This window comes from Pelotalea chapellei, from assembly GCF_018531195.1.
In the GTDB taxonomy this organism is placed as follows: Bacteria; Desulfobacterota; Desulfuromonadia; order Geobacterales; family Pseudopelobacteraceae; genus Pelotalea; species Pelotalea chapellei.
Map to the genome: position 1 here is coordinate 86,450 of NZ_JAHDYS010000013.1, position 26,352 is coordinate 112,801.

A 26,352-nucleotide genomic window follows, 5' to 3' on the forward strand; every position below is an offset into this window, starting at 1 on the left:
ACGAAAATCCACAGAAAGGAGAGAATGGTATGAAGAATAAGATACTGAGGATGTTTTCATTGTTTTCGCTGCTGCTGGTGGCAATAACCGCCGGATGTGGTTCCGACAGAAAAGAGGGCAGCGGCCAATCCGAAACCTTCAGGGCCTCTGCCGCGTGCATTGAGTGCCATGCCGTGAACAAGATTTCTCCTGTAACCGGAGGAACCATTGTCACCGAATGGCAGCGATCTGCTCATAATACGCAGAATGGTGCCGCCTGTACGGCCTGCCATATCAACAATGGTCATCCACAGGGCGGATCAATCATTAAGGCCGTTCCCGACACTCAATGCCAGACCTGTCATACCGTCGTCAGACTTGGAACGCCGCATTTCTCCAACTTTACAACCAGCCTGGCCGCCCAGTATATCAGCCAGACGGATGCACCTGAAGTTCAGTGCCGTCAATGCCACAACCCCCATGACACAACCACACTTCTTCAGTACAACAGGGATTGGGCTGACTCGGGACACGGCAGCACAAAATATGTTCCTGGCGATGCCAATGCCAGCAGTGTCAACTCGCATTATCCCTGGACAACTGCCAGCCGTGACGTTTGTTCCAAATGCCATACAACCAGCGGCTATAAAAAAGTTTCCAGTGGTGCAGCAAGTGTCCTGACGACGACCAATACGACGACGAATACCTCCACCACAACAGTAACACCCAATGCCCCGCTCATGAGCAATAACAAGAAAAACGAAACCATCATGTGCTCGGCCTGCCACATTAACTACAGCTGGACCCGGCGTGTGATAGGTGCCCAAACGCTTGAATACACCTATGATTCCGACCTTGTGCCTGGTGGAGGTTCCGATCCGTTTGCAGGTCCGGCTCCTGCGACTGTCGATGGTCTGACTGCTGCTGCTGCCGTAGTACTACCTAATATCGGAGATTCCAACCTCTGCGTAGTCTGTCACAGCGGCCGCGGCAACTTCCAGTCCGTTCGTTCAAGCCGCTTTGAAGGTCACCATGCTCCGACCGGTGCAGATCTGTATGCCGATTTGACACATGTTGGTTTCGAATTCGACGGCCGGGTCTATACAAAGCCTGCCTTCTTCGCCCATCCAAACATTGGTCTTACAACAGGTGCAGGCCCGTGCGTAAGCTGCCACATGAAATCAACAAAGAGCCATACATTTGAAGTGGTCACCAAAAACACCAGCGGGACCATCACTGCAATCAACAGCCAGGCTGTGTGCAACGGTTGCCACAGCGACATGACACCGGCAACGCTTAATCAGGAAGCTCTTGGGTATCGGCAAGCCGGAAAACTGCTGACTGACTACCTGGACAATATAGTTCCCAATAAGCCCAATTACACCGGAGCAGCAATTCTCAGAGCAACTACCCCTCAGATCAATGCGCTGCACGTCAATACCTATGGTGCAGTCCAGAACTCCCTCCTGGTCACTGAAGACCCAGGCGGCTATACCCATAACCGTTTTTACCTGAAGCGTCTGCTCTTCGACTCTATCGATTGGCTTGATAATCATGTATTTGACGGCACAATTACTATCGATGCCGCAGTTTATCCAAACGCTGCTGCATGGTTTAATGCTGCAGCAGGCACAGGGATTGCCACCCGTCCATAAAAGCAGGTGAATAACAGCTGGAATCTAATCGCCCATCCGGGAACGCACAGCGTTTCTGGGTGGGCGATTCAGCATTATGCATGGTGTGAGAGACAGCAGCATGGAATGCCAAGCCGCAATCATTGACAGATTTAGATATTGCAAACACTCCTCCTCTGTGGCACTTTTCGCAATCCACTAAAGGGATACTCTTGATTTAGCTTGAGCCGTCACTTTGTAAATATGTTCCCATCTTCCATATTCTTCCCTACATCAATCAATGCGAGTGCCCCATGAATATCCTTACTATCGACACCTCAACCTCCCTGGCAAGTGTTGCCATAACACGTGACGCAGCCCTGGTCGCCGAATCGGTTTTCCTCTGCGACAGGTCCCTTTCCGCTCGTCTGATTCCTGAGATAGAACGTCTGTTGGATGTTGCGGGGCTTGCCATGGAAGATATCGATCTTTTTGCCGGTTCAGTCGGCCCAGGTTCTTTCACCGGCGTGCGTGCCGGCCTAGCAACCTTGCAGGGACTCAGCCTTGCAACCGGCAAAAAATGCGCCGGTTTTTCATCACTGGCCCTGCTCGCCATGAATTTCGCGCTCAACCCGTCACTTGTCTGCACCATGCTGGATGCCCGCAAACAGGAAGTGTATGCCGCCCTCTTCGACTCTTCGCAGACAATTCCGCTTCCACTGATTCAGGATTGTGTCCTTCCCCCGGAGCGTTTTCTTCAGCTGCTCGAACCATGGGGCAATGCGCCAGTCATTTTTGCCGGAGAAGGTGCCCTGCGCTACCATGACCTGATCAGCGAAACACTGGGAGCACGAGCCGTTTTTGCTTCTGCTGCGCATAACGTCGGACGTGCCGGGAATGGTACAGTTTTAGCCCGGCATGCCACACCCGCCGCACCTGATCAGCTTTTGCCCGTGTACCTGCGAGCATCGGAAGCTGAATATGCCAAGCTGAACCGGCAGCAGTCAAAGCCAGCAGGAAATTGATTCCTGCTTTTTACTTTTAATAAATATTTTGATCTTTAATAAAAGGATCTTGTATACAAAATATTACGCTGTTATAGTTTCGCAAAACTTTCCAATGGGGGCGTTCCATGAATATTCATGAGTACCAGGCCAAGGAGATCCTCAACGGTTTCGGGATACCGATTCCCCGCAGCCGTGTAGCCCTGACTGCCGATCAGGTGGAACGAGCGGCCAAGGAGATGGGGGGCCACTGTGTCATCAAGGCCCAGATCTATGCAGGTGGACGCGGTAAGGCGGGTGGCGTCAAAGTAGTGCACCATCCTGAGCAGGCCAACGATGTGGCCAAGGAACTGTTCGGCAAAAAACTGGTCACCATCCAGACCGGGCCGGAAGGACTGAAGGTTCGCCGCATCCTGATCGAGGAAGCGGTAGAAATTGCTCGGGAATTTTATGTCTCCATAACCCTTGATCGAGAATCCTCCCGCTACTGCCTGATCGCCTCGGCAGAAGGGGGCGTTGAAATCGAGGAAGTGGCACGAAAATCCCCTGAAAAAATCCACATGCTCACAATCGATCCGTTCACCGGACTGAGACCCTATCAGGCGCGCAAGATCGCCCTGGCCCTCGGGCTGACCGGCGTTGTCTGCGAGGATTGTGTGGAACTGCTGCTCAATCTGTACAAGTGCTGCCTTGAAAGGGATTGCTTTCTTGTGGAGATCAATCCTCTGGTGGTGACCAAGGCTGGCTGGCTTTTGGCAATGGACGCCAAGATGTCCTTTGACGATAATGCAGTCTATCGTCATCGGGAATACCCTGACATGGTCGACTACTCCCAACTCGATCCGCTGGAAATTACGGCTGGCAAATACGACCTCGCCTATATCAAGCTCTCCGGTTCCATCGGCTGCATGGTCAACGGCGCCGGCCTGGCCATGGCTACCCTTGATGTGTTGAAGGAATTTGGCGGCGAACCAGCTAACTTCCTGGACGTGGGGGGCGGAGCCACTCGTGAAAAAGTAGCCGAAGCCTTCAAAATCATCCTGGAAGACTCGGACGTCAAAGCAGTTTTCGTCAACATCTTTGGCGGGATCATGCGCTGTGATGTCATTGCCCAGGGCATTATCGAGGCCGCTTCCGAAGTCAAATGCATCCTGCCGATCGTCGTGCGTATGGACGGCAGCCATGTAGAAGAAGGCAAGAAACTTCTGCAGGAATCGGGGCTCAATGTTCAGATTGGGGAAACATTGGGTGACGGAGCCGGCAAAATTGTTAAAATGCTGGGTCAGGGGGGAAACTAGGCATGTCGATACTGATAGACAAGAACTCAAAAATTGTCGTACAGGGCATCACCGGTCGCAGCGGCCTCTTTCATACCCAGCAGTGCCGCGCCTATGGCACCAATATCGTTGCCGGGGTGACACCTGGTAAGGGAGGGATTCATATCGATGGTATCCCCGTATTTAATACAGTAGAAGAAGCGGTACGCTATACCAGGGCCAACGTATCCATGATTTTCGTTCCACCTCCAGGTGCGGCGGATGCAATTCTGGAGTCGTGCGATGCTGGACTGGATCTGGCAGTCTGCATAACCGAAGGGATTCCGGTGCGGGACATGGTCATGGCACGGGCGGTCCAGAAAGACAGCAAAACCAGGCTGGTTGGTCCCAACTGTCCCGGGGTGATCACTCCCGGTGAATGCAAATTGGGGATCATGCCTGGGTACATTCATAAACCCGGTAAAGTCGGGGTGGTGTCCCGCAGCGGCACCCTCACCTATGAAGCCGTCAAGCAGCTTTCCGATATCGGCCTGGGTCAATCCACCTGTGTCGGCATTGGTGGCGATCCGATCATCGGCATGAAATTCATCGACGTGTTGCAACTGTTCAATGAAGACCCTGACACCGAGGCGGTTTTCATGATCGGTGAGATCGGCGGTGGAGCCGAAGAAGAAGCGGCTCACTGGATCAAAGAAAACATGAAAAAGCCGGTGGCAGCTTTTATTGCCGGCGTTACCGCCCCGCCAGGAAAGCGCATGGGCCATGCCGGCGCCATCATCACCGGCGGCAAGGGCAAGGCGGAAGACAAGATCAAGACCCTCAATGATTGCGGTGTGGTTGTCGCCACCAGCCCTACCCGGATGGGGGGCGCCATGCAGGAAGCGCTGGATGCTGCCGGCACGACCATTGTGGATGCACCCTCAAAATAGCCTAGAAACATTTTTTAAAAATAAACGCCTCGTTTTCCAATGTGAAAACGAGGCGTTTTTGTTTTTTGAAGCGATTAGGGAATTGGGTGAGACTTCACAAATCTCATAACTCCTCCTATCCTCCTCTTGTCTCAAGAGGGAGACGCGATGGCAAGTTCTTTGGTTAAATACTGAAAGCAGCGCCCGAAGCGTCCCTCCCCTTAAGCTAAGGAACCCACAGGACCTAAAGGAGGACAGGTGGGGTTAGCCGTTCCTGTGAGGAGGAAAGGGACATGTAATTTGACGAACAGAGGTGCAGTTTATGATTGAAAAGTTATACTTACAGAAAGCTTTCCGGGGACAGCCGGAAAATGAATCGTTTGTCTGCTGCCTTTTTTATTGAACCTCTTTAGCAATATGATGTACTCATTAATGTACGTTTCACAATTCTTTTAATCTTCGTTGGAGACAGCCGCATGATTAAAATACTGATTGAGAACCCGCTGATACTTCTGTTCCTGGTAGCGGCCATCGGATATCCGCTCGGCCACATCCGGATTGGCGGCAGTAGCCTCGGGGTGGCTGCGGTTCTTTTTGTCGGCCTTGCCATAGGATCCCTTGATCCAAACATGAAACTCCCGGAGATAATTTACGTACTGGGACTTGCGCTCTTCGTCTACACAGTCGGGCTCTCAAGCGGCCCTTCTTTTACTGCTTCGCTTCTGCGCGAAGGTTTGCGCAACAACCTCCTGATAGCCGGGATTTTAATATTTGTCGCTGCTCTAACGGTCGTTGTGCAGAAGATCTTTCATTTAAAAGCGACCATAACAGTCGGCATGTTTGCCGGCAGTTTCACCAATACGCCAGCCTTGGCCGGAGCGCTTGAGACAATCAAGCATCTGGCCCCCAAAGAAACCCTTAACCAACTCGTAACCGAACCGGTGGTGGGCTATTCCATAGCATATCCCATGGGTGTGATCGGTGTGGTTATTGCCATTTCAATTGCCCAGAAACTCTGGAATATCGATTATGTGAAAGAGGCAAAGTCATTGCGCATGTTCGGCTCGCTCAACGAAGTCCTCAATGTACGCACAGCCAGAGTCAGAAACCAGGAAGCGCTGGCTGCTACAATAGAGGAATTGAACGAAAAACATGACTGGCATGTGATGTTCGGCCGGATAAAACGAAAAGGCCGCTTTTTGATGGCGAACCCTTCTGCAAGGTTCGAGCTTGACGACCAGGTTGCCGTTGTCGGTGTCGAGGAGGACCTTGATGCTGCCATGAATTTTCTTGGTGGCCAGAGTTCGGAGGATATCCACTTCGAACGCAGCGAGTTCGACACCCGCCGAATCTTTGTATCCAATCCAAAGGTGGTGGGCCGCAAAATAAAAACTCTGCATCTGAACGAACAGCACGGCGCCATGATAACCAGAATACGCCGTGGCGACGCGGATTTTCTGGCCCATGGTGATACGATTTTGGAGCTTGGCGATCGGGTTCGAGTTCTGGCTCCACGAGATAACATGAATGCCGTCAGTGATTATTTCGGCGACTCTTATCGTGCGGTAAGTGAAGTCGATATCCTGACGTTCAGTTTTGGCCTGGCCCTGGGACTGTTGCTCGGTATCATACCGATTCCATTGCCGGGTGGGATAACCTTTCGGCTTGGTTTTGCGGGGGGGCCGCTCATTGTCGCACTCATCCTGGGAACAATCGGTAGAACCGGCAAACTGGTCTGGACACTGCCTTACAGTGCCAACATGACTTTAAGGCAGATTGGACTTGTATTCTTCCTGGCAGGAATAGGTACCAGGGCCGGATACGGGTTCCTATCAACATTTACGAATGGCGGCGGCATTACGATATTTCTCGCCGGTGCCGTCTTAACATTAATTGCTGCAGTAACAACGCTTTGGATCGGCCACCGGTTGATGCGAATCCCGATGAGTCTGCTGATCGGCATGGTAGCCGGCCTGTTCACTCAGCCTGCAGTGCTCGGTTATGCACTGGAGCAGACCGACAATGATCTTCCCAATATCGGTTACGCCTCGGTCTATCCCATGGCCATGATCGCCAAAATTCTTTTGGCCCAGGCTCTGTTATCAATCGTGACTTGAGGACAACTTACCATCTGATGCTGCAAAAAAGGCCTCCTTAAGTGTGGAGGCCTTTTTAATGGGTTCGAGGGCTCGGTTGAATTTCCAGGTTATCGGCGATTTCCTGTAAACCTGAGTAGCATCAGAAAAAGATTGATGAAGTCGAGATAGAGTGTCAATGCACCGAGGATAGCCGGCTTCCTGCCCTCTGTTCCTTGAGCAGCCATTGCTTTAATCTTCCAGGTATCGTAGGCGGTCAGACCGGTGAAAACAATTACACCGATGCCGGAAATAACCCATGAAGCCGGACTGCTTCCGACAAAAATATTAACCACCGAGGCGATCACCACGCCGATCAATCCCATGAACAAAAAACTGCCCCACGAGGTCAGGTCCCGTTTGGTAAAATATCCATACAGGCTCATGGCTCCGAACATGCCACCAGTGGTAACAAAGGTAGAAGTTATCGAACTGGCTGTATAGACAAGAGCAACAGTGGAAAGGGTGATTCCATTGAGCGCTGAATAGGCAACGAACAGCAACGTGGCTGTCGCAACGCTCAACTTGTTTATTGCACCTGACAGGGTGAACACCAGGGCAAGCTCGCCGATCATCAAGCCGTAAAATACGAGCCTGTTTCCCAGGACAAGATTGAGTATCGCGGGTGAAGAAAGTGTGATTAGCGCCATAAAAGCCGTGATGGCCAGTCCAGCTCCCATCCACGCATAAACCTGACGGATGAGGGTATTCTGTCTTACGATCACCTGAGTTGAGGTACGTGTGTAGGCGGTATTCAATTCATTCATCTTAAACTCCTTTGCATGCTCTAACAGTAAACCAGGCACCGAAACAGCTGGGCCAGGGAAAAAGGATTTTCTATCCTACCCGGGTCATTTTATATACCACCTTCTCTTTGATCATGCTGCCGACAGTGTTGACATAGTTCTTAAAGTGCTGTGTGCTCATGTGCCTTTCAAAGCAGGCATAATTTTCCCAGGTTTCATAGAAAATCAGTATGGTTGGATCTTCATTATCCTGGTGCAGAAAATACTCAATACACCCCTCCTCTTCCCTTGTCGGTGCGATAAGCTTCAGCATCTCGCTTTTGACACTCTCCACCGAATCGGTTTTTGCAACTGTTTTTGCCACAATGGTTAATTTCGCCATGCCTGTTTTCCTCCTTTCAATTAATTCCAGCATTGTATCCTTCACCAAAAGCGCGGCGTCTCTTACCAACACCGCACCCTCAATATCATAGCACTTGTGCGCATAGTAAGAGCTCATCAATTCAGTTCGGCAGGAATTTTTCCAGGCTTTAAGGGATGAGAAAACTGCTGGCAATTACAGATAACAATGCGGCTGATTCACTCAAAACTGAAATAGAAAACAGCACCGTTGCCTGGTGGGCTTTCAGCCCAAACTCTCCCGCCATGTCGAGCAACAATTCTTTCTACTGTAGCTAACCCGATGCCATGACCTTTATGTTCTTCAGTCCCCGGCAGGCGATGAAAGGGGATAAAGAGCTTTTCAGCCTCTGATTCATCGAATCCGGGACCATTGTCACGAACAAAACAAAACGAGCTTCCTTCAATGTCACGAACACCAAATTCTATTATCACCTGTTCCTGATTGCTGGTGTACTTCCAGGCATTGCCCAGCAGGTTTACCAGCACGATCCTGGCCAGCTTCGGATCGCAATTTACCATCACCCCTGTTGCTATATCAAATTGTACATTTCTTCCAGCCTCTGATAGTGACAGATCTCCTGCCACTTCACGCGCAATAAGGCTGAGATCGATATTCTCCCGCTGGAGATCAGTGCAGGTGCAATTGGAAAAATCCATAAGCGTGGTAATAAGGTCATTCATCTGCATTACGCCGTCGAATATAGCATGCAGATCCTTCTTGCACTCTTCATTCAGCTGGTCACCATAAAGTTGTTCGATCATCTGCACACGAAGGATCATTCTGTTCAGGGGGGTCTTCAAATCATGGGAAACCGTATAGTTGAATGCTGACAATCCTAAATTGAGAGCTTCCAGTTTTTTGGCGTGCGTTGCCAGTTCCTGATTTAATTCCTGAATATTTTCTTCCATTCGTTTGCGCTCGGTAATGTCCTTCAGCATTGTCAGAATATGTTTTTCACCTTTAAGCTCGATCAACTCTACGGATATCAGTCCAATGAGCAAATCTCCGTTTTTTGTTCTGAATCTGAATTCAAGATCATGGACCGAACCTTGCCTGCTCAAGATTTCAAGCACAGTTTTCCGATCATCCGGGTTGTCCCATATGCCGAGCTCCACTGTTGTACGGCCAATCACTTCATCGCGTTCATACCCGGTTACCCGCAGAAAAGTGTCGTTTACCTCCACCAGTGCTCCGTCAGCCAGAACAGTAATGCCGAGCAGCGCGGGAACATTTTGAAAAATAGTGGTGAATTTTTTTTCTGACTGGAGGAGGGTCTCTTCCCAATATTTGCGTTCAGTGATGTTGATGTGGGAAATGATAGCTCCTAGAGCGTTGTAGTGAGGATCTACAACGGTCATCAGAAACCATCTGTTTTGATCAGGAGAATGGCAGGGATATTCGAGCGAAAAACTTTCCAGCTGCCCCTGTAAAACCGACTGAATTCCCTCAAGCGCTTCTTTCGCCAGAGGATCGGCCACTTCTGCAGCTCTTTTACAGACAGCAACATAGTCGGCCCCTACACAGACCGATTCAACCCAAGGGACTCCGTTTTCTTCGGCAAACCGCTTCCAGGGGCCATTCACAATGACGATTATCCCCTGCTTGTCGATAACGGCAATATGAGCCGGCAGAGAATCAAGAATAGCTTGCTTGAGTGCCCTTGTCTGCCTGAGCTGATGAGAGTCGAGATGATCTTTTTCCACCATTACGTCTCCCGACGAAGCAAAAGATGCGTGCGGCATGGAGATGGTTATTTAAAAGCTGAAGATATTTTATTAAGTGTAAACCAAAAAAGAGGAGGCTCAACTTTTTGTGGTCTTATAGGCAGGCGGGCCATACTTTTTGGGCAGTTCAGGAATACCGGGGGACTGCCCTGCGTTCCGTGCCATTCCAGACTTCAATTCGGAATTCTGCGCCCCTTTCAACATTGCGCACGCTCAGCTGGCCTCCCATATTCTTCCTGATGATGGTATTTGACATGAAAAGTCCGACTCCGGTTCCGGCCTGCGGTCCTTTGGTCGTGAAATAGGGATCGAAAATTTTGTGGATGATCTCATCAGGTATGCCGCCTGCGTTGTCGGAAATGGTTACCACCCCCCTGCTCTCTTCCGTTTTTACAGTGATCTGAACCCTGGGCCTGTCGATGTGGTGCTCTGTCAGCGCATCCCTCGCATTAACCAGTATGTTCAACAACACTTGGGAGAATTCATTGGGATAGCCGCATATAACCGGATCTCCTTCAGACTGCACGACGACCTCGATGTGCTGTCCCTGAAAGCTTCCTTCCATCAGTGAGAGCGTCTTTTCAATTACTTCCTTCACATTGAATACAACTTTTTCCTTATCGGTTTTGAAGAAGTTCCTGAAGTCGTCGATGGTCTGGGACATATGATGAATAGCCTTCATTGCTCTTATCGACATGTCTTCCAGAAACTCCTTGTTCACCTCGCCAAGATCATAAAACAGCGGGGCTTGCTGAACCAATAGCCCCAGAGTGTTTAGCGGCTGACGCCACTGGTGGGCGATATTGCCGATCATCTCGCCCAAGGCTGCCTGGCGGCTCTGATGAATCAGCATCTGCTCCTTTTTGCTCAACTCTTCCACAGCCTGCAGGCGCTCGACGGTCTCCCGATGCAGAGCCTGTTCCGTTTCTGTGCGGATCTGAGTCTGGTGGAAGTTGTCAAGAGCGAATGAAATTTCTGAACCCATCTGCTGGAGCAGCTCCACCTGCTGGGCATCAAAAAAATTGACTTCGCTGGAATATAAAGTCAGCACACCAATCACTTTCTGGTTCTCTTTGATGGCAATTGTAGCCGAGGAGTGTATACCATGCGCACGAGCTTTTTCCTGCCAGGGGCTGGTAATCGTACTCTTGGAAAAATCATTGCAGATATATGAGGTTCCTTCACGCACAGCTATGCCGGAAGGGCCCATACCCTCAGGTTCCGAATCCTTGATTGAAATTGTGAGCCCTTGGACGTATGCCGTTTCTCCGGCGGAAGCAGCGATCCGCAATGATTCCGACTCTCTGTCGACTAATCCTACCAGTGCCAGCTTGAAACCGCCGAGCTCAACGGCCACCCGGCAGAACTCCTGAAAAAGAGCTTGGCGGTCGTCAGTATGAACAATGGCATGGTTGATCGCACTCAGCACAGCGTACAACCGGTTCAAGCGAAGTATGATTTCCTCAGCATGTTTTCGTGCGCTGATATCGGTGAAAACTATGCTCATCCCCTGACTGTTCCCAAGCTCAACGACAGAGCAGGAGAATAACACCGGAAGATAGCTTCCACTGGTGGTAATCAGAGCCATCTCCTCATTTTCATACTCTATCGTGCATTTTTTAAAACGGGCAATGAAAGGTTCATGATAAGCAGGGGCCACGTAGGATTGCAGCTGAGAGCCGATCAGATTTTCAAGTGGTACCCCAAGCATGGCTGACAATCGTCTGTTGCAGTAGAGGATGGTACCCTCGGGTGAAAGCGTGGCAGCCCCCTCATTCATAGTTTCAACAAGAACTCGATAAGGATGTTCAGCTCCCTGCAGGGTGAATATCTGTTCCCCTTCCGGCATGGAGACTACGAGGGCATCCACTGCCCCGCTTCGAATTGCGTGCAGAGTCTCTTCAGCCTCCTGAAGACGAAAACGAAGTTCTTCAACTTCTGCAAGTAGTTCTGCTTGAGATTTTATTTCAGTTGCCATCCAGACACCTTGAATAATATTGATTTTTTGACTCGGGCTATTGCTACTGATTCTTCTTTCTCAAATCCAGACCTGCAAGTATCCGCTCCGTCTGGGACATATCTCCGATGAACTTGCGCAGCGGCAGGGGAAGCTCCTTTACCAGTGTGGGAGCAGCAACGATCTGTCCTTCTTTGGCAAAAATCGGTTGCTGATAAATATCTATAATTTCGAGTTCATAACGCCCTTTCAAATGCTCCTCACAAATCTTCTTTACGTTATCGATCGCTTTACGAGAATTAGGCGTCATGCCGGATACGAAAAGACGGAGTACATAACACCCTTCGTCCGTCTTACTGACGGCCATTTCAAACTCTTTGGTAGAATCCTGAATCCCGGTTTCTTGATCATCTTTTCCGTCTTTCATTTCCCCTCCGGGATCTCCATCACTCAGGAGATCGGTCGTACATCCAGCCCCACCAGAACTCGCTCGGTATTGGAGAGGTCTCCAATGATCTTTTTTATCGGCTCCGGGAGTTTCCGCACCAGGGTTGGCAAGGCCAGGATCTGATCGTCCTTGGCCAGTTTAGGGTTTATCAGAAGATCGACGACTTCAATCTGATATCTCCCTGCCAGGTGTTCCTCGCAAATCTTCTTCAAATTGGTAAATGCGGTTATCGATTTCGGCGTTTGTCCAGCAACATACAGTCTCAGCATCCATTTTTCTTCAACCGGTTCCGACTGCTGTGCCTCTGCCGTTTTTTTCTTTTGAGAAGCCGTCATTTACGCCCACCTTTACCCGTTTTTCCGATAGTCTCAGGCCTAGTAGTAAATTCATCCGCCTTTCTGCTCCTGGCCAAGGCCAGATTTCCTGCAGCAGAAGCCTCATCTCGCTCATTTTCCCTGGCTATTATCATTTCCAACTCTTCTTTTTCAGCCTGATACTGTGCCTGCAAAGCCGCAATCTGCGCATCAACCACTACCTTTTTCTGCTCAACTTCACGATACTTTCGCTCTATCGCCTGTTTGTGCTCAAACACTTCCGCCCTGTCCCGCGCTTCCTGTGAAAGACGGGATGAACCGGTCAGTACCCCGCCGGGACCAATATATACATCACGGAGCTGGATACCATTGTCACTCAAGATAAACTCGCGGATCTGGTTGGAGTGGTCCATTCCGCGCGATTTAAGAATGTAGAGACCGCGGTTCCTTTCACCGCTCGCCTCGATATTCTGCAACAGGAGCCAGGAATCAACCAGTGACGAAATGCCGACCTCAGTTTTTTCCAGCCCTCCTCCGGCCGTGGTCAAATCAGTGCAAAAGGCCGTTATCTGCTTTGTTTTCAAATAATCGATCAGACGTGAGAGCATTGATTTCACTTCTGCTTCACTGGCCGCAGCCACCAGATTGGAGATGGGATCTATAACAACAACGGCTGGCATGTGGCTCTCAATCGCCTTATGCATGGTGACCAGATGCATTTCCAGGCCATACAAAGTGGGACGATTGTTTAGGAATATGAGCAGTCCCTTGTGGACCCATTGCTCAAGATCAATTCCAATAGAACGCATGTTACGAACAATCTGGTTTTGTGATTCCTCAAAGGCAAAATAGAGACAACGCTCGCCGCGCCGACAGGCGGCATCGGCAAAATGGGCAGCCAGGCTGGATTTTCCTGTCCCGGCAGTGCCGGAAACCAGGATGCTGCTTCCCCGATAAAAGCCCTTCCCCCCAAGCATCGTATCAAGACGACTGACGCCTGAGGAGATCCTCTCCGTGGAAGCCGGATGGTCGAGACCGAGGGAAGAAATCGGCATGACCGAGAATCCCTGTTCATCGATCAGAAAGGGATACTCGTTGGTGCCATGGTACGACCCGCGGTATTTGATGATCCTCATCCGGCGGGTTGCTATCTGTTGAGTGATGCTGTGGTTCAGAAAAATGACGCAGTCGGCGACATACTCTTCAAGGCCATAGCGGGTAAGCGTGCGTTCTCCCTGCTCGCCGGTAACAATGGCGGTCACCCCTTTGTCCTTTAGAAACGTGAACAGGCGCCTGAGCTCCGCACGCAGGATATTTTCATTGGACAACCCGGAAAACAGCGCCTCGATGGTATCAAGCACAACCCGCTTAGCACCGATCGAATCAATGGCAAGACCAAGGCGTATGAAGAGACCCTCCAGGTCATATTCACCTGTCTCTTCTATTTCGCTTTTATCGATATGCACGTAATCAAGGGTGAGTTTATCGCGAGCAGCCAGATCATCCAGATCAAAACCGAGTGAAGCAAAATTCTTCGCCAGATCTTCGGACTTCTCCTCAAAGGACATGAAGACACCCGGCTCATCGAACTGCAGTGCCCCGCGCACCAGAAATTCCATTGAGAGCAGCGTCTTTCCACACCCGGTGCCTCCGCAAACCAGCGTGGGACGCCCCTGGGGCAGACCGCCACCGGTTATTTCGTCCAATCCTTTGATTCCGGTCGGAGCCTTACGCAGGGTATGGTCAACCGCACGAGCTTTTTTTCCAGATTTGGCCATGTAAGTACCTCCGATATTTATTAATCATAACATGGAAATTTTTTATGGTCCCGAACAAGAGCCGGGTTATAGCCGGCACCACATTAGGTATGACCATATAACCATTTCTAATTCAGGGTGCATAAAAATACACATATTGCATGCCAGTGTCCACCTTAATTTCGTCCTCCTGCACATATAACATGCCTGAATCATATAACTTTTTTAAATACAAAAGGAATGGCTGCTGTTTTTGCTTCGCGCAAAAAGAAGCAGCGCAAGGTTGGCTAATACCATCCCCGATCAGGGTAGTAACGCCATTCCATTGCGCTGTTCGTATCCGGCAGAAAATGTAAAGCTCAGCTGCCAAACCTCTACTTCGAGAAGATCTCCTTTAAAAACACTTTCGTCTGAGCCCAGGAATCCAGATCCGCTTTCTTGTCATACGCCATGGGCAGTTTATATTTTGTAGCAAAAGCATCCGCATCGGGATTAGTGAAACTGTGCAATACCCCCGGATATCCCACGAAACGGAAAGAAGCCCCGGCTTTGGTCATCTCTTCCGTAAAGGCAGCCACCTGTTCCGGTGGAATCATCTTGTCCGCATCACCGTTGAATACCAGCACTTTGGCCTTTACCATGCCCGGTTTGGCCGGGGAATCGGTCCCCAGGCTGCCGTGAAAGCTGACGACCCCTTTCAGGTCCGTTCCTTGCCGGGCCATGTGCAATACCACTCCGCCACCAAAACAGTAACCAATGGCGGCAACCCTCGCAGAATCGACTGTTGGTTGTTGCTTGATGAAATCAAGAGCGGCATTGAAGCGCGCCTCGCCGACCGCTTTGTTTTTCATTACCTCACTTGCGAATCTGCCTGCATCGTCGGGATGCCGGGCTGTCTTGCCATCCCCGTACATATCAACGGCAAGCGCGACATACCCCAATTCAGCCAGCATTCGGGCCCGCTTGCGGGCATATTCGTTATGGCCCCACCACTCATGAACAACCAGCACGGCAGGCCGTTTCCCCTTCACGGCGGTGTCGTGCGCCAGATATCCTTTAAGCACCGTATCTCCGGCCTTGTAATCCACCTCACGACCGGACACTTTTGCTGATGCGGATGTGGCTGCACATAATATGAGACACAGACAAAGCACCATCGATACACGCCTAATCATAATGATCCTCCTTATTAGTGTTGAGATGGCAGAAACCAGCCTGATGCCAGTTCTGAGACAATGATATCACTCTTTATCAGCCATAGTACTGGTGGTGGTCCTTAAGGGGTTTGTACAAGCAGCTGTACAAATGAACTAACCACTTCAAACTTCTTTTCAGCTCCTACGTCATTTGCCTTAGTCGCACAATGGATTCCAACCGCTGCCCACACCTACTCTGCATAATAAACGGATATTTACATTGATCAAATTGACAGGAGCTTCTATTCTATAATCGTCAGATCCAGCCACATGACCGAATTAGGCCAAAGAGTAAAAGAAATTGAGTAGACTGAGCAGAAATAATGCGGCACGATAAGCAAATTAAACCGGGCAAGAAGGCTGACATAGGAATAACAGAAGCTATGTGCTGTCGCACACCACTAGTCTGACAATGGCTGCCTCGCGAGGAAAATGAATTGATCTATTTTTCACTGCCGACAGTTCTGGCTGTTGCCGGGCTGATTTCCATACTGACTTTCTTGCTGCTATCGAGGGGCAAGCTCTTCAAGAAGAACACTGCAGACGCCTTTGCAGTTCTTCGAGACGAAAACCTCAAACTGCAGCTTGAACTGAATAATCTAAAAACCAATGAAGAGGCCCTTGAAAAAAACAGGGATCTCTATCGTGCTCTTGCTGAATCCATTTCCGGCATTACCTGGGAATATGACATTCCGGGCGACCGCTGGACATATGTCTCCCCACAGGCAAAGGATATTCTTGGCTATCTGCCTGAGGAATGGATCGATCTTGCCTGGTGGCTGGAGCGGTTGCATCCCAACGACCGTGAATGGGCACCTTCCTATTGCCGGCAGATGACCGCACGTGGCGAAAACCATGCTTTTTCGTACCGTTTTTTCGCAAAAGACGGCAGGACCGTCTGGCTGAACGACAACGTGAGCGTTGAGATGATCAATGGGCAACCTGCCATAATGCGCGGTATCATGCTGGATATAACCGAGCACAAACAGGTTGAGGAAAAACTCCATCAAAGCCGCAACATGCTGTCGCTCGTCCTGAATTCGGTGCCTCAATCCGTATTCTGGAAAGACACAAACTCTACCTACCTTGGCTGTAACCACATATTTGCCCAAAGAGCCGGATATTCCAATTCCGAAGATATCGTCGGCAAAACAGATTATGATCTTCCGTGGCGGCCAGAGGAGTCGGATGCTTACCGTGCCGATGATCGCGAGGTCATGGAGCACAACAGACATAAGATCCATATAGAAGAAACCCAGAAACAATCCGACGGCACATGCATCTGGGTCGACACCACCAAGGTTCCCCTGGTCGATCAATCCGGCGCGGTAAGCGGAGTGTTGGGTATCTATGAAGACATCACCGACCGAAAACGGGCTCAGGAGCGAGAAAAGTCACAACTTTCCATTCTGGAAAAAATTGCAACGAACTTACCGCTGAAAGATCTGCTCGAGGATCTGGTCCATTTTGTTGAGCAGGAAATTCGCGGTTCCTACTGCTCAGTGCTTCTGGCAAATGAAGCCGGCACTCATCTTCTACACGGCGCTGCTCCAAGTCTTCCGGACTTCTACAACGAAGCAGTGAATGGACTTGAGATCAGGCAGGGCGCAGGTTCCTGCGGCACTGCTGCTTTCCTGAACAAAAGGGTGATTGTTGAGAAAATTGAAGGGCATCCTTTCTGGAAAGGATTTGATCCGGCGCAGAAAGCCGGGTTGCTGGCGTGCTGGTCCGAGCCGATTCTGGCCTCCGACAAGCAGCTTCTTGGAACCTTTGCCACATATCACAAAACACCGCATACTCCAGGCCACGAGGAAATTGCTCTCATAGAATCAGCAGCACATCTGGCAAGTATTGCCATTGAACGAGTACGCGCCGAAGAAAAACATTCCGTTCTTCAGGAACAACTGCGACAGATGCAGAAGATTGAAGCGATCGGGCAATTAACAGGGGGAATCGCTCATGATTTCAACAATCTGCTGACGCCCATCTTTGTGTATGCCGGCATGATCAAAAAATCCTTTTCCGATGCTGATCCAAACATGAAAAAAATAGATGGTCTTATTTCTTCAGCCCACAAAGCCAAAGAGCTGACCAAACAACTGTTATCCTTCAGCCGGAAACAGGTGTTATCCATGAGCTATCTCGATTTAAATGAAATAATCGTTTCGCTTCAAGACCTGATGAGAAGCACCATCCGTGAAAACATCGAGATCGACCTGCAATTATCACCGACCCCCTCGCATATCCTGGCGGACCAGGGACAAATCGAACAGATTCTGGTAAATCTGGCGGTAAACGCTCAGGACGCAATTACGGGAAACGGGAAGATATCCCTGCAGACAAAACAAGTCATTATTGGTGATGAATATGCAAAGCTGCATCCCGGCATGAAATCGGGGGCACAGGTCATGCTTACCTTTTCAGACAATGGCTGTGGCATGAACAATGAGATTCTGAGCCACATCTTTGAACCTTTTTTCACCACCAAACCGGTCGGACATGGCACAGGATTGGGGCTTGCAACTGTCTATGGCATCGTAAAACAGCATGACGGCTATCTCCAGGTACAAAGCAGTGTGGGGGAAGGCACCACATTCACGATCTATCTTCCAGAGAATAAAGGGGAAACTCTTCAGATCTCTCCCCCCGGACCGGCCGTCCCGCAACAATCGCGAAAGATGGATAAGAAAACGCTTATGATCGTTGAGGACAACTGGATGGTTCGAGAAATGATTCTCAGCATGCTTGAACCGGATCAGTACAAGGTCCTGTGCGCTGATAGCCCCCTGATGGCACAAACTATTGCAGATTCCTATGAAGGCCTCATCGATCTCCTGGTGACTGACGTGATCATGCCCGAGATGAGCGGTCCGGAGCTGTACAAGCTGCTAACGGAGAAACGCCCCGAACTGCCGGTTCTGTTTATTTCCGGCTACACCTATGATATGACGCTTCATGATGGCAAGCAGGACAACGATGTCAACTTTCTGCCTAAACCCTTCACTACCGAACAATTTCTGTCGAGTATTCAATCAGTGATCCGCGGTAATGACATATAGTTCCATTCCCCGGGGGGCGATATCTTTAGTGCAACCATACTCATAGTCGATGACGATGAAGCAATCCTGGAAAGTTTTTCCCTCTTCTTTGAAGACTGCGGTTATCGGGTTATCGGGGCAGTCAACGGACAGGCAGGACTGGCAAGCTTTCAAAAGCATCGTCCTGATCTTATTTTTACTGATCTGCTGATGCCGCAGATGGACGGACTGGAATTCATGCGGCGGGTCAAGGAACTGAGCCCTGAGACACCAGTAGTGTTCATCTCGGGAATCAATGTCGTTGCTGACGCTATTAAAGCCGTACAAGCAGGAGCCTGGGATTTCATTACCAAGCCTGTTTTAAATCTGACAGAACTGGAACTCATTGCCAAAAGGGCTCTCGAGACGGTTGAACTGCGCCATGAAGTATCGGCTCTTCGCCAGCAGGTACTGGACGGGCATCTGCAGAATAAAGAGGTCTTTGCCGCGATCGTCACCCAAGATGAAAGCATGTTGCGCATTTTTCGATACATTGAAGCAATCGCCCCCACCAGTCAGCCGGTTTTGATCGCCGGCCCCACCGGCACCGGCAAGGAGCTGCTTGCACAATCCGTTCACACGGCCAGTCGGCGCACCGGCAAGCTTGTGGCTGTCAATCTGGGGGGGCTGGACGATCAGATTTTTTCCGATACTCTTTTTGGCCATCTCAAGGGAGCTTTTACCGGAGCCGATCGGGTCAGGGAAGGAGTCATCGCCCAGGCTGCCGGCGGCACCCTTTTTCTCGATGAAATCGGGGAATTGACCGAATCCTCACAAATCAAACTCCTTAGACTGTTGCAGGAACAGGAATATTATCCCCTCGGCTCCGATCGCCCCAGCAAAACCACCGCGCGCATCATTGCCGCAACCAACCGTGATCTGCATGCATTGGTCGACGAAGGCCGTTTCCGCCAGGACCTGTTCTACCGCCTCTGTACCCACCAGGTCAACGTCCCGCCACTGCAAGCACGCAAGGGAGATATCCCGCTGTTACTCGAGCTTTTTGTAACAGAGGCAGCCATAGCGCTGCACAAGGATGTCCCAGCCATTTCCTCAGGATTGCCATCTTATCTCGCAACATATAATTTTCCCGGCAATGTACGCGAGCTGAAGGCACTGGTTTATGACGCTGTTGCACGCCACAGCCGCGGCCTCCTTGCCAAGGAATATTTCATCCAGGCCATGGATGGACGACGGCCGCACAACAGTGCAACACCTGCATTTGAGATTTCTCCTCAGATTCCCGGGGACCGGCTGCCAACCCTGAAGGAAGCAGAGGCCAGCCTGATCCGGCAAGCCCTGGAGCTTGCCAACGGAAATCAGGGCGTTGCCGCTCGACACCTGGGGATTACCCGCCAGGGGCTCAACAAGATTTTGAACCGCAAAAAAAGACTCTCCGAAAGCTGATTCCCACCCTGTCAACATCGTTGCTCAGCAACAACGTTGCACATCGCAATAGCCTGAAATCACACTCATTCCTTTCAAGAGCCGCCAAAGCAGCAACATAGTTTACAAGTCTCCTGATACAGCCGCTGACTCAACTTCTTGTTTTAATGAGAAACGCGGAGTGCTATAACCATGGCATCTTACGTGCTAGGAAAAAGTAACATGTAACATCTAAACCCCCTCCCTGACCCTAACCCTCCTGGGGAGGGAACACACTCCTCCCCCAAGCGGACCCACAGGGCCTAAAGGGGGAGGTTGGGAGGGGGGAAGCCCTGCTGCTAAAAAACAAGCGTTACAGGCACCAGCCACCCTGCAGCTGCATCCCAGACTCGGATTTGAACCTAACATCTGCCTCTAAAACAGAATCTGATTCTGTTTACAGTGACCAACTATGCGAACGACTACAAAACTGATTGCGTCAAATTGCTTGATTACGCTCTTGATGATCGTGGTTTTTGCCATGTTCTCACTCAACCGCTTTTATGCGGAAGATCTGCATCAAGAGCATAAAAACCTCGAAAAATGCATCATGACATTCTGGGAGTTTTACAAGTACAAAGGCACAGAATTCAAGTCAGTTGGCGGGCAATTACTGATTGGTGATCATGTTGTTAATGCCAATTTTGAAGTACCCGACAAAATACAAAAAATTTTCGGCGGAGTAGCAACCGTTTTTATGGGCGATATACGGGTATCGACCAATGTCATGGATGACGAGGGAAAGCGTGCCGTTGGCACACGTCTCATCGGTCCGGCATATTCCGCAGTTTTTGGAGAAGGCAGGCCGTATCGTGGGGAAGCCATTATTCTCGGCCATCCCTATCTGACTGCATATGATCCGATCAAGGACCACAGCGGCAAGGTCATTGGAGCCTTGTTCGTCGGGGTAAAGAAGGTTTCTTTCCAGGAAAAGTTCGATCAAATCAAGACACCGATCATGATCATGCTGGCTGTATTGCTGATCAGTTTCGCGATTGCCACTTTCCTGTTGCTAAAACTTACCCGAAGAATCGAACGGACCGAGGCCAATAGTCTCAACTTCCTCAAAACCTTGATGGAAACCATTCCCAGTCCCATTTTTTACAAGGATGCGAAAGGCAGGTACCTCGGTTTTAACAAAGCATACGAAGAATATGTGGGAATGCGACAGGAACAGCTGATCGGCAAAACCTGTTTCGATCTGTGGCCCCGGGATCTTGCCGAACGGTATCATCAACAAGACCAGACACTCTTCGAAAATCAGGGAATCCAGAAATACGAAGGCTCCATGGTATCTGCCGACGGTGCCCGCCACGATGTCATTTTCTACAAGGCACCCTTTCACTCCCAACAGGGTGCGGTTGAGGGGTTGGTCGGGGTCATTCTGGATATTACCGAGCGCAAGGCTGCTGAAGAAGAAATTAAAAATGCATATCAGCAGCTGAACGATATCATTGAATTTCTTCCCGACGCCACGTTTGTCGTTGATAAGGACAAGCGTGTCATCGCCTGGAACCTGGCAATCGAAAAAATGACCGGAGTCGGCAAGGATGAAGTAATGGGAAAAGGGGATTATGCCTATGCCGAACCGTTCTATGGCGAGCGGCGTCCCATCCTGATCGATCTGATTGATGCAGACCTCGAAAAAATAAACGCGGACGAACTGTATCCCTATATCAAGAAGGTCGGCCGAACCCTCTTTACGGAAACCTGCATTCCGTCGGTTAACGGTCGAGAAAGCCGGTATATCTGGGGAACCGCAGCACCGCTATTCGACAAGTTGGGCAACAGGGTTGGCGGCATAGAATCCATGCGCGACATTACCGAATACAAGCGTGTCGAGGATGAATTACGCTTCAGAAACCTCCTGTTATCGACCCAACTGAACTCGTCGATTGATGGAATCCTTGCTGTTGACCAACACTTCAAAATCATTTCCTACAACAAAAGATTCCTGGAATTAACTCATATTCCCCCGTCCCTGCTGGAAACAGGCTTACACGGACCGGTTATTAACGCTGTTGCAGAGCTGGCGGAAGACCCTCAAGGTTTTCAGATAAAAGTGTCCTCTATTTACGAGAATCAGGACACCTCCAGTAGAGACGAGATTGCGTTCAAGGGGGGAGTGATCATCGACCGCTATTCAGCTTCAATGGTTGATGAAGATGGAAAATATTACGGAAGAATCTGGTACTTCCGGGACATTACCGATCAAAAACATGCCGAAGAGGTACGGTTACGGCTTGAGGCCCAGCGTCATCATTCCAGGATGATGGAGACATTTGTCACTCAGCTGGGGCATGACCTGAAAACTCCGATTACCCCGCTGTTTGCACTGATACCTCTTATCAAAGAAAAGATTGTGGATCCGGATTTGAAACGGATGGTTGAAATCTGCGGCAAGAGCATTGCGGCAATCAATGAACTGACAGAAAAAGCACTTAAACTCGTCAAACTGTCTATCTCAACCACGGGATTGCTCGAATATATCAAGCTGGCTGGCATAGTTGAAGCGAGCATTCATAGCAACAGGGACATTCTCGACCAGAAAAAAATCAGGTGTGAAAATGACATTGAGCCTGAACTTGTGGTGGTGGCTGTTGCCGATCAGCTCATCGAACTGTTTAACAATCTGATTACCAATGCCGTCCATCACTCACAAACCGGGGAGGTGGTTCAGATTGGAGCCAGACAGACCGGTAACACCATAACCATAGCAGTGCGCGACAATGGAATTGGAGTTGATCCCGCCGATCTGGAAAACATCTTCGATGAATTTTTCAAAGTGGATCGATCTCGACATGATCTCGATTCTCCAGGGCTTGGCCTTTCAATCTGCAGGAGGATCATTGCCAACCACCATGGCACCATTTGGGCAGAGAGCGAGGGCAAAGGATTTGGAATGACAGTCTTTTTTACCTTGCCCCTGCAATAATATCAATTTAAGGCGAACTTACACATGAGGAGCATGAAAACCATGGGCACTAAAGTGATGATTGTCGATGACAACGAATTCATCAGGGAATCGGTCGATATTCTTTTCAAGTTCGAAGGCATTCAGGCAGTTGCCGCGGATGGTGGCGAGGAATGCCTGAGGCATCTGGAAAATGGATTCCGCGGAATCATTCTGATGGATGTGATGATGCCCGGCATGGATGGATGGGACACCATCCGGGAAATTGTGAAGCGCGGCGTATATGACGGAAACATCATCGTCATGCTGACAGCCAAGGGTGAACCGGACTGCAAGATGGAAGGCATCCAGGAATATGTTACCGACTACGTCACGAAACCCTTTGATCCGATGAAGCTGATTGAGAGGGTAAACAGTCTTGCATTGTTCCGGAAAGGGATGAAGTTGGCACAATGAACCGCACTATCGGAATGGCACCGCAGCGCCAGGAACAATTATTTCAGATCTCAGACTTCCTGCCTGACGCCACATGGGCGATAGACACGAGCGGAACCGTCATTGCGTGGAACAAGGCTGCCGAGGAATTGACCGGAGTAAAATCAGAGGACATGGTCGGGAAAGGGAATTTCGAATATTCCCTCCCCTTCTACGGCGCACGCCGCCCCATGTTGATAGACCTTTCCATCGCATCCGACCAGGAGCAGGAGGAAGGCTACGAATACTTCAGCCGCACGAACGATGTTGTCGAGGCCACGATGTTCGTCACGCACCTTCCGGTTGGAGGGCTGTTCCTCTGGGCCAAAGCCCGCAATCTTGTGGATGATTCGGGCGCTATTACCGGCGCAATCGAAACGGTACGCGACTTAACAGAGATAAAACATCGGCAGGAGATCACGATCCAGATGGAAAAAACCAGGGTGACCGGTGGATTGGCCGCCGGAGTAGCGCACCACATCAATAACCCGCTCGGCGTCATCATGCAGAATATTCAGAACATTGAGCGACGGATCTCGGGAAGCCTGACGGCAAACGATCGAGTCGCTGCCGAAACAGGTCTGGATTTTGAAAAGATGCAGCACTACCTGAAACAGCGCGGCATTTTTGAACTACTGGAGATGATTTCAGCAGCAGGGATGCGTGTCACGGACATTATCACCAGACTGACTGATACTCACGCCACCTTCCATACCGGAGCAGATCACGCCTCCAGGCATGAAGACAAAACCACCTTAAATAAACCTTTCACTAACAAGGATCGGCATGAATCGTCCCATATCAATATTGCTGGTTGATGATGATCAACTGGTGAATACCTGCCTTTCCACCTGGTTGGAAGATGAAGGTTTTACCGTACATTGCGTTTCCGGCGGCCAGGAAGCTCTGCTGGTGCTCGCCTCGACCCACATTGATGTGGCACTGGTTGATCTGCATATGAGAGACATGAACGGTGAAGAACTTATTACCAATGGGTCAGCTTTTCATCCCGCCACTCGTTTCATGATCCATACCGGCAAAAACTCCTACAAGCTGCCGGAAAGACTACGCAAGTTGGGGCATGGCGTGGTTTACAAGCCGATTGTAGAGCTGAAATCATTCTCACTCACCATCCGGCAATTGGTAAAGGTTGGCCAATGACACCGCCATCTGTTCCGATTTCAATTTTAACGGTTGAAGATGATGCAGGCCAGCGGCGGAGTATCGTGGATTATCTGGAAGATAGCGGCTTCATTGTGCATGAGGCTGCCAGCGGCGAGGAGGGATTCAACCTGTTCAGACAGCGCCGGCCGGACCTCGTCATCACGGACTTGAACATGGAGAATGGTCATGGGCTGGACCTGATTCCGCTCTTGCGCGAGGAGAGCCCTCACACACCGATCATTGTCCTTTCGGGAACCGGCATGGTGAATGATGCGGTCGAGGCCATGAAACGCGGCGCATGGGATTTTATCACCAAGCCGGTGCTGCGCTTGTCTCAACTTGAGGATATCTGCCACACGGTTCTTAGCCGTGCAAACGAGTTGAAGAAGCAACAGCAATCAAGCGAAACAGACAAAAACGCTTTTAACCATTTGCAAATGCATGACGCTTTGACAGGATTGCCCAATCGCTTGCAACTGAGTGAGCTCTTTCAAAAGCAGACTGCGATGGGACGACGTTTATGTCTGATATTGATAGATCTGAACAACTTCAAGGTTGTTAATGCGAACTTCGGCCATCAGATCGCCAACAATCTGCTGTGCCAGGTAGCCACGCGGCTCAAAGCCATCTGCAGTAACAGGGATACTCTTGCCCACTTGGGAGGAGACGAATTTGCCATCCTGACCATCTTTTGTGATACACGGGTCAAATATCTAGTCTCCCTGATAAAGGATGCTTTCTGCCTGCCGTTTGCGGCACATGAACAAGAGCTGTTCGTATCGGCAAATCTGGGGATCTCCCGCTGGCCAGGTGATGGCAATGGGGTTGAGGATCTGCTCAGGTGCGCCAATATTGCCATCCGCAAATCAGGTGAACGCAGTCGCACTACTGTCCAGTTTTACGATCCCGCCTTTGGAGAACATGTACGAGGGCGCATTGAGATGGAGACCTCTTTGCGGCGCGCTCTGGAACGCGACGAATTCATCCTGCACTTTCAGCCCCAGATAGATGTGGTCAGCGGCAGAATGGCCGGTGTTGAAACGCTGGTTCGCTGGCAGCGCAGTGCCGGCAACCTGGTACCACCATCGGATTTCATTCCGCTACTTGAGGAGTCGGGGCTGATTATTCCAGTGGGCGAGTGGATTCTGAAACAAGCCTGCACTCAGTATGTCGAGTGGCAAAAAGCTGGTTTGCCCCCTTTCACGTTATCCGTCAACATCTCCGCCCCCCAGTTCAAATCCGGCACCCTGCCCGGGACGATCGTCAAAATTCTTGAAGAGACAGGCATGAGTCCTGATTGTCTCTGTCTTGAACTGACCGAAAGTATTGTCATGGATGATATCGAAGAGAACATTACTACCCTCACAAAACTTCGAAATCTGGGTATTTCACTTTCAATCGATGATTTCGGCACCGGCTATTCTTCACTCAGTTATCTGCGCAGGATGCCAGTCACCGAATTGAAGATCGACCGCAGCTTTATCTCCACGATACCCCACGACCAGAACAACACTGCCATAGTCAACTCGATCATCAGCATGGCTCAATGCATGAAATTAAGGGTCGTGGCGGAAGGGGTCGAGACCGACGACCAGTTGCAGCATCTGGCTCGCTGCCAGTGCCAGATGGTCCAGGGCTACTACTTCAGCAAGCCACTTTCTCCGCAATCATTTCTGGAATTCTGCAGAGAATAACGGTAAACAGACATACAAAAGGCAGGGAAAAACTTTGTAACTGGAGGGGAATTGCTGCAGTATTTTAGCGGATACCGTCTAAGAATGGACCATGTCAATCTCAAGCTCTCTCACTGACTGAAAATCGGTTTTTGTATCCAAAG

21 protein-coding genes are annotated in these 26,352 nt (G+C 50.1%); 12 read left to right on the top strand and 9 right to left on the bottom strand.

The window, feature by feature from the left end; translation table 11 throughout:
- Positions 1-29: 29 nt before the first annotated feature.
- The 5 genes from KJB30_RS13640 (at position 30) to KJB30_RS13660 (ending at position 6,898) form a co-directional block, all read left to right on the top strand.
- The gene (locus tag KJB30_RS13640; protein WP_246545692.1) at positions 30-1,634 is read left to right on the top strand and encodes a cytochrome c3 family protein; all 1,605 of its coding nucleotides are present in this window, start codon (positions 30-32) and stop codon (positions 1,632-1,634) included.
- A 272-nt stretch (positions 1,635-1,906) separates the two neighbouring features.
- On the top strand, positions 1,907-2,617 hold the full coding sequence (gene tsaB / locus KJB30_RS13645; RefSeq protein ID WP_214300226.1) for a tRNA (adenosine(37)-N6)-threonylcarbamoyltransferase complex dimerization subunit type 1 TsaB: 711 nt from the start codon (positions 1,907-1,909) through the stop codon (positions 2,615-2,617).
- A 107-nt stretch (positions 2,618-2,724) separates the two neighbouring features.
- On the top strand, positions 2,725-3,894 hold the full coding sequence (sucC, locus tag KJB30_RS13650; RefSeq protein ID WP_214300228.1) for an ADP-forming succinate--CoA ligase subunit beta: 1,170 nt from the start codon (positions 2,725-2,727) through the stop codon (positions 3,892-3,894).
- Between the two features lie 2 nt (positions 3,895-3,896).
- Positions 3,897-4,802: a succinate--CoA ligase subunit alpha gene (gene sucD, locus KJB30_RS13655; protein ID WP_214300230.1), complete on the top strand. Its 906-nt coding sequence runs from the start codon at positions 3,897-3,899 to the stop codon at positions 4,800-4,802.
- Between the two features lie 455 nt (positions 4,803-5,257).
- On the top strand, positions 5,258-6,898 hold the full coding sequence (locus KJB30_RS13660; protein ID WP_214300232.1) for an aspartate:alanine exchanger family transporter: 1,641 nt from the start codon (positions 5,258-5,260) through the stop codon (positions 6,896-6,898).
- Between the two features lie 89 nt (positions 6,899-6,987).
- Here the strand turns inward: KJB30_RS13660 and KJB30_RS13665 are convergent, their stop codons facing one another.
- From KJB30_RS13665 to KJB30_RS13700, 8 genes are all read right to left on the bottom strand, one after another.
- Positions 6,988-7,683: a Bax inhibitor-1/YccA family protein gene (locus tag KJB30_RS13665; protein ID WP_214300234.1), complete on the bottom strand. Its 696-nt coding sequence runs from the start codon at positions 7,681-7,683 to the stop codon at positions 6,988-6,990.
- 70 nt (positions 7,684-7,753) lie between these two features.
- Positions 7,754-8,044, bottom strand: coding sequence for a putative quinol monooxygenase (locus KJB30_RS13670; RefSeq protein WP_214300236.1), 291 nt, complete (start codon positions 8,042-8,044; stop codon positions 7,754-7,756).
- A 197-nt stretch (positions 8,045-8,241) separates the two neighbouring features.
- Positions 8,242-9,771, bottom strand: a complete 1,530-nt coding sequence (locus tag KJB30_RS13675; RefSeq protein WP_214300238.1) for a PAS domain-containing sensor histidine kinase — start codon at positions 9,769-9,771, stop codon at positions 8,242-8,244.
- A gap of 145 nt (positions 9,772-9,916) precedes the next feature.
- Complete coding sequence (locus KJB30_RS13680) at positions 9,917-11,767, bottom strand: GAF domain-containing protein (RefSeq protein WP_214300240.1); 1,851 nt, start codon at positions 11,765-11,767, stop codon at positions 9,917-9,919.
- Positions 11,768-11,810: 43 nt separating this feature from the next.
- The gene (locus KJB30_RS13685) at positions 11,811-12,173 is read right to left on the bottom strand and encodes a circadian clock KaiB family protein (RefSeq protein WP_214300242.1); all 363 of its coding nucleotides are present in this window, start codon (positions 12,171-12,173) and stop codon (positions 11,811-11,813) included.
- A 23-nt stretch (positions 12,174-12,196) separates the two neighbouring features.
- Positions 12,197-12,529: a circadian clock KaiB family protein gene (locus KJB30_RS13690; RefSeq protein WP_214300244.1), complete on the bottom strand. Its 333-nt coding sequence runs from the start codon at positions 12,527-12,529 to the stop codon at positions 12,197-12,199.
- Positions 12,526-14,286 carry a circadian clock protein KaiC gene (gene kaiC / locus KJB30_RS13695; RefSeq protein WP_214300246.1) on the bottom strand — a complete coding sequence of 587 codons (1,761 nt, stop codon included), beginning with the start codon at positions 14,284-14,286 and terminating at the stop codon, positions 12,526-12,528. Before kaiC ends, KJB30_RS13690 begins: the two co-directional genes overlap by 4 nt.
- A 353-nt stretch (positions 14,287-14,639) precedes the next feature.
- On the bottom strand, positions 14,640-15,440 hold the full coding sequence (locus KJB30_RS13700) for a dienelactone hydrolase family protein (RefSeq protein ID WP_214300248.1): 801 nt from the start codon (positions 15,438-15,440) through the stop codon (positions 14,640-14,642).
- A 458-nt stretch (positions 15,441-15,898) separates the two neighbouring features.
- Here KJB30_RS13700 and KJB30_RS13705 point away from each other — a divergent pair, with 458 nt between their 5' ends.
- Complete coding sequence (locus tag KJB30_RS13705; RefSeq protein ID WP_214300250.1) at positions 15,899-18,520, top strand: PAS domain S-box protein; 2,622 nt, start codon at positions 15,899-15,901, stop codon at positions 18,518-18,520.
- Here KJB30_RS13705 and KJB30_RS18060 read toward each other — a convergent pair.
- Positions 18,494-18,673 (bottom strand): hypothetical protein, encoded by a 180-nt coding sequence (locus KJB30_RS18060; protein ID WP_246545693.1) that lies wholly within the window; start codon positions 18,671-18,673, stop codon positions 18,494-18,496. The two genes, KJB30_RS13705 and KJB30_RS18060, sit on opposite strands and share 27 nt — an antisense overlap.
- Here KJB30_RS18060 and KJB30_RS13710 point away from each other — a divergent pair.
- The 6 genes from KJB30_RS13710 to KJB30_RS13735 all read left to right on the top strand — a co-directional run bounded on the left by KJB30_RS13710 (position 18,587) and on the right by KJB30_RS13735 (position 26,209).
- Positions 18,587-19,945: a sigma-54-dependent transcriptional regulator gene (locus KJB30_RS13710; protein WP_246545699.1), complete on the top strand. Its 1,359-nt coding sequence runs from the start codon at positions 18,587-18,589 to the stop codon at positions 19,943-19,945. The genes KJB30_RS18060 and KJB30_RS13710 overlap by 87 nt on opposite strands.
- Before the next feature lie 430 nt (positions 19,946-20,375).
- On the top strand, positions 20,376-22,898 hold the full coding sequence (locus KJB30_RS13715; protein ID WP_214300252.1) for a PAS domain-containing protein: 2,523 nt from the start codon (positions 20,376-20,378) through the stop codon (positions 22,896-22,898).
- 33 nt (positions 22,899-22,931) lie between these two features.
- On the top strand, positions 22,932-23,333 hold the full coding sequence (locus KJB30_RS13720) for a response regulator transcription factor (protein WP_246545694.1): 402 nt from the start codon (positions 22,932-22,934) through the stop codon (positions 23,331-23,333).
- A complete protein-coding gene (locus KJB30_RS13725; protein ID WP_214300254.1) occupies positions 23,330-24,169 on the top strand; it encodes a PAS domain S-box protein in 840 nt (279 codons plus the stop codon). The genes KJB30_RS13720 and KJB30_RS13725 overlap by 4 nt, the downstream gene beginning before the upstream one ends.
- Positions 24,138-24,512 carry a response regulator gene (locus KJB30_RS13730; RefSeq protein WP_214300256.1) on the top strand — a complete coding sequence of 125 codons (375 nt, stop codon included), beginning with the start codon at positions 24,138-24,140 and terminating at the stop codon, positions 24,510-24,512. The genes KJB30_RS13725 and KJB30_RS13730 overlap by 32 nt, the downstream gene beginning before the upstream one ends.
- On the top strand, positions 24,509-26,209 hold the full coding sequence (locus tag KJB30_RS13735; protein WP_214300258.1) for a putative bifunctional diguanylate cyclase/phosphodiesterase: 1,701 nt from the start codon (positions 24,509-24,511) through the stop codon (positions 26,207-26,209). The genes KJB30_RS13730 and KJB30_RS13735 overlap by 4 nt, the downstream gene beginning before the upstream one ends.
- The last annotated feature ends 143 nt before the right edge of the window (positions 26,210-26,352 follow it).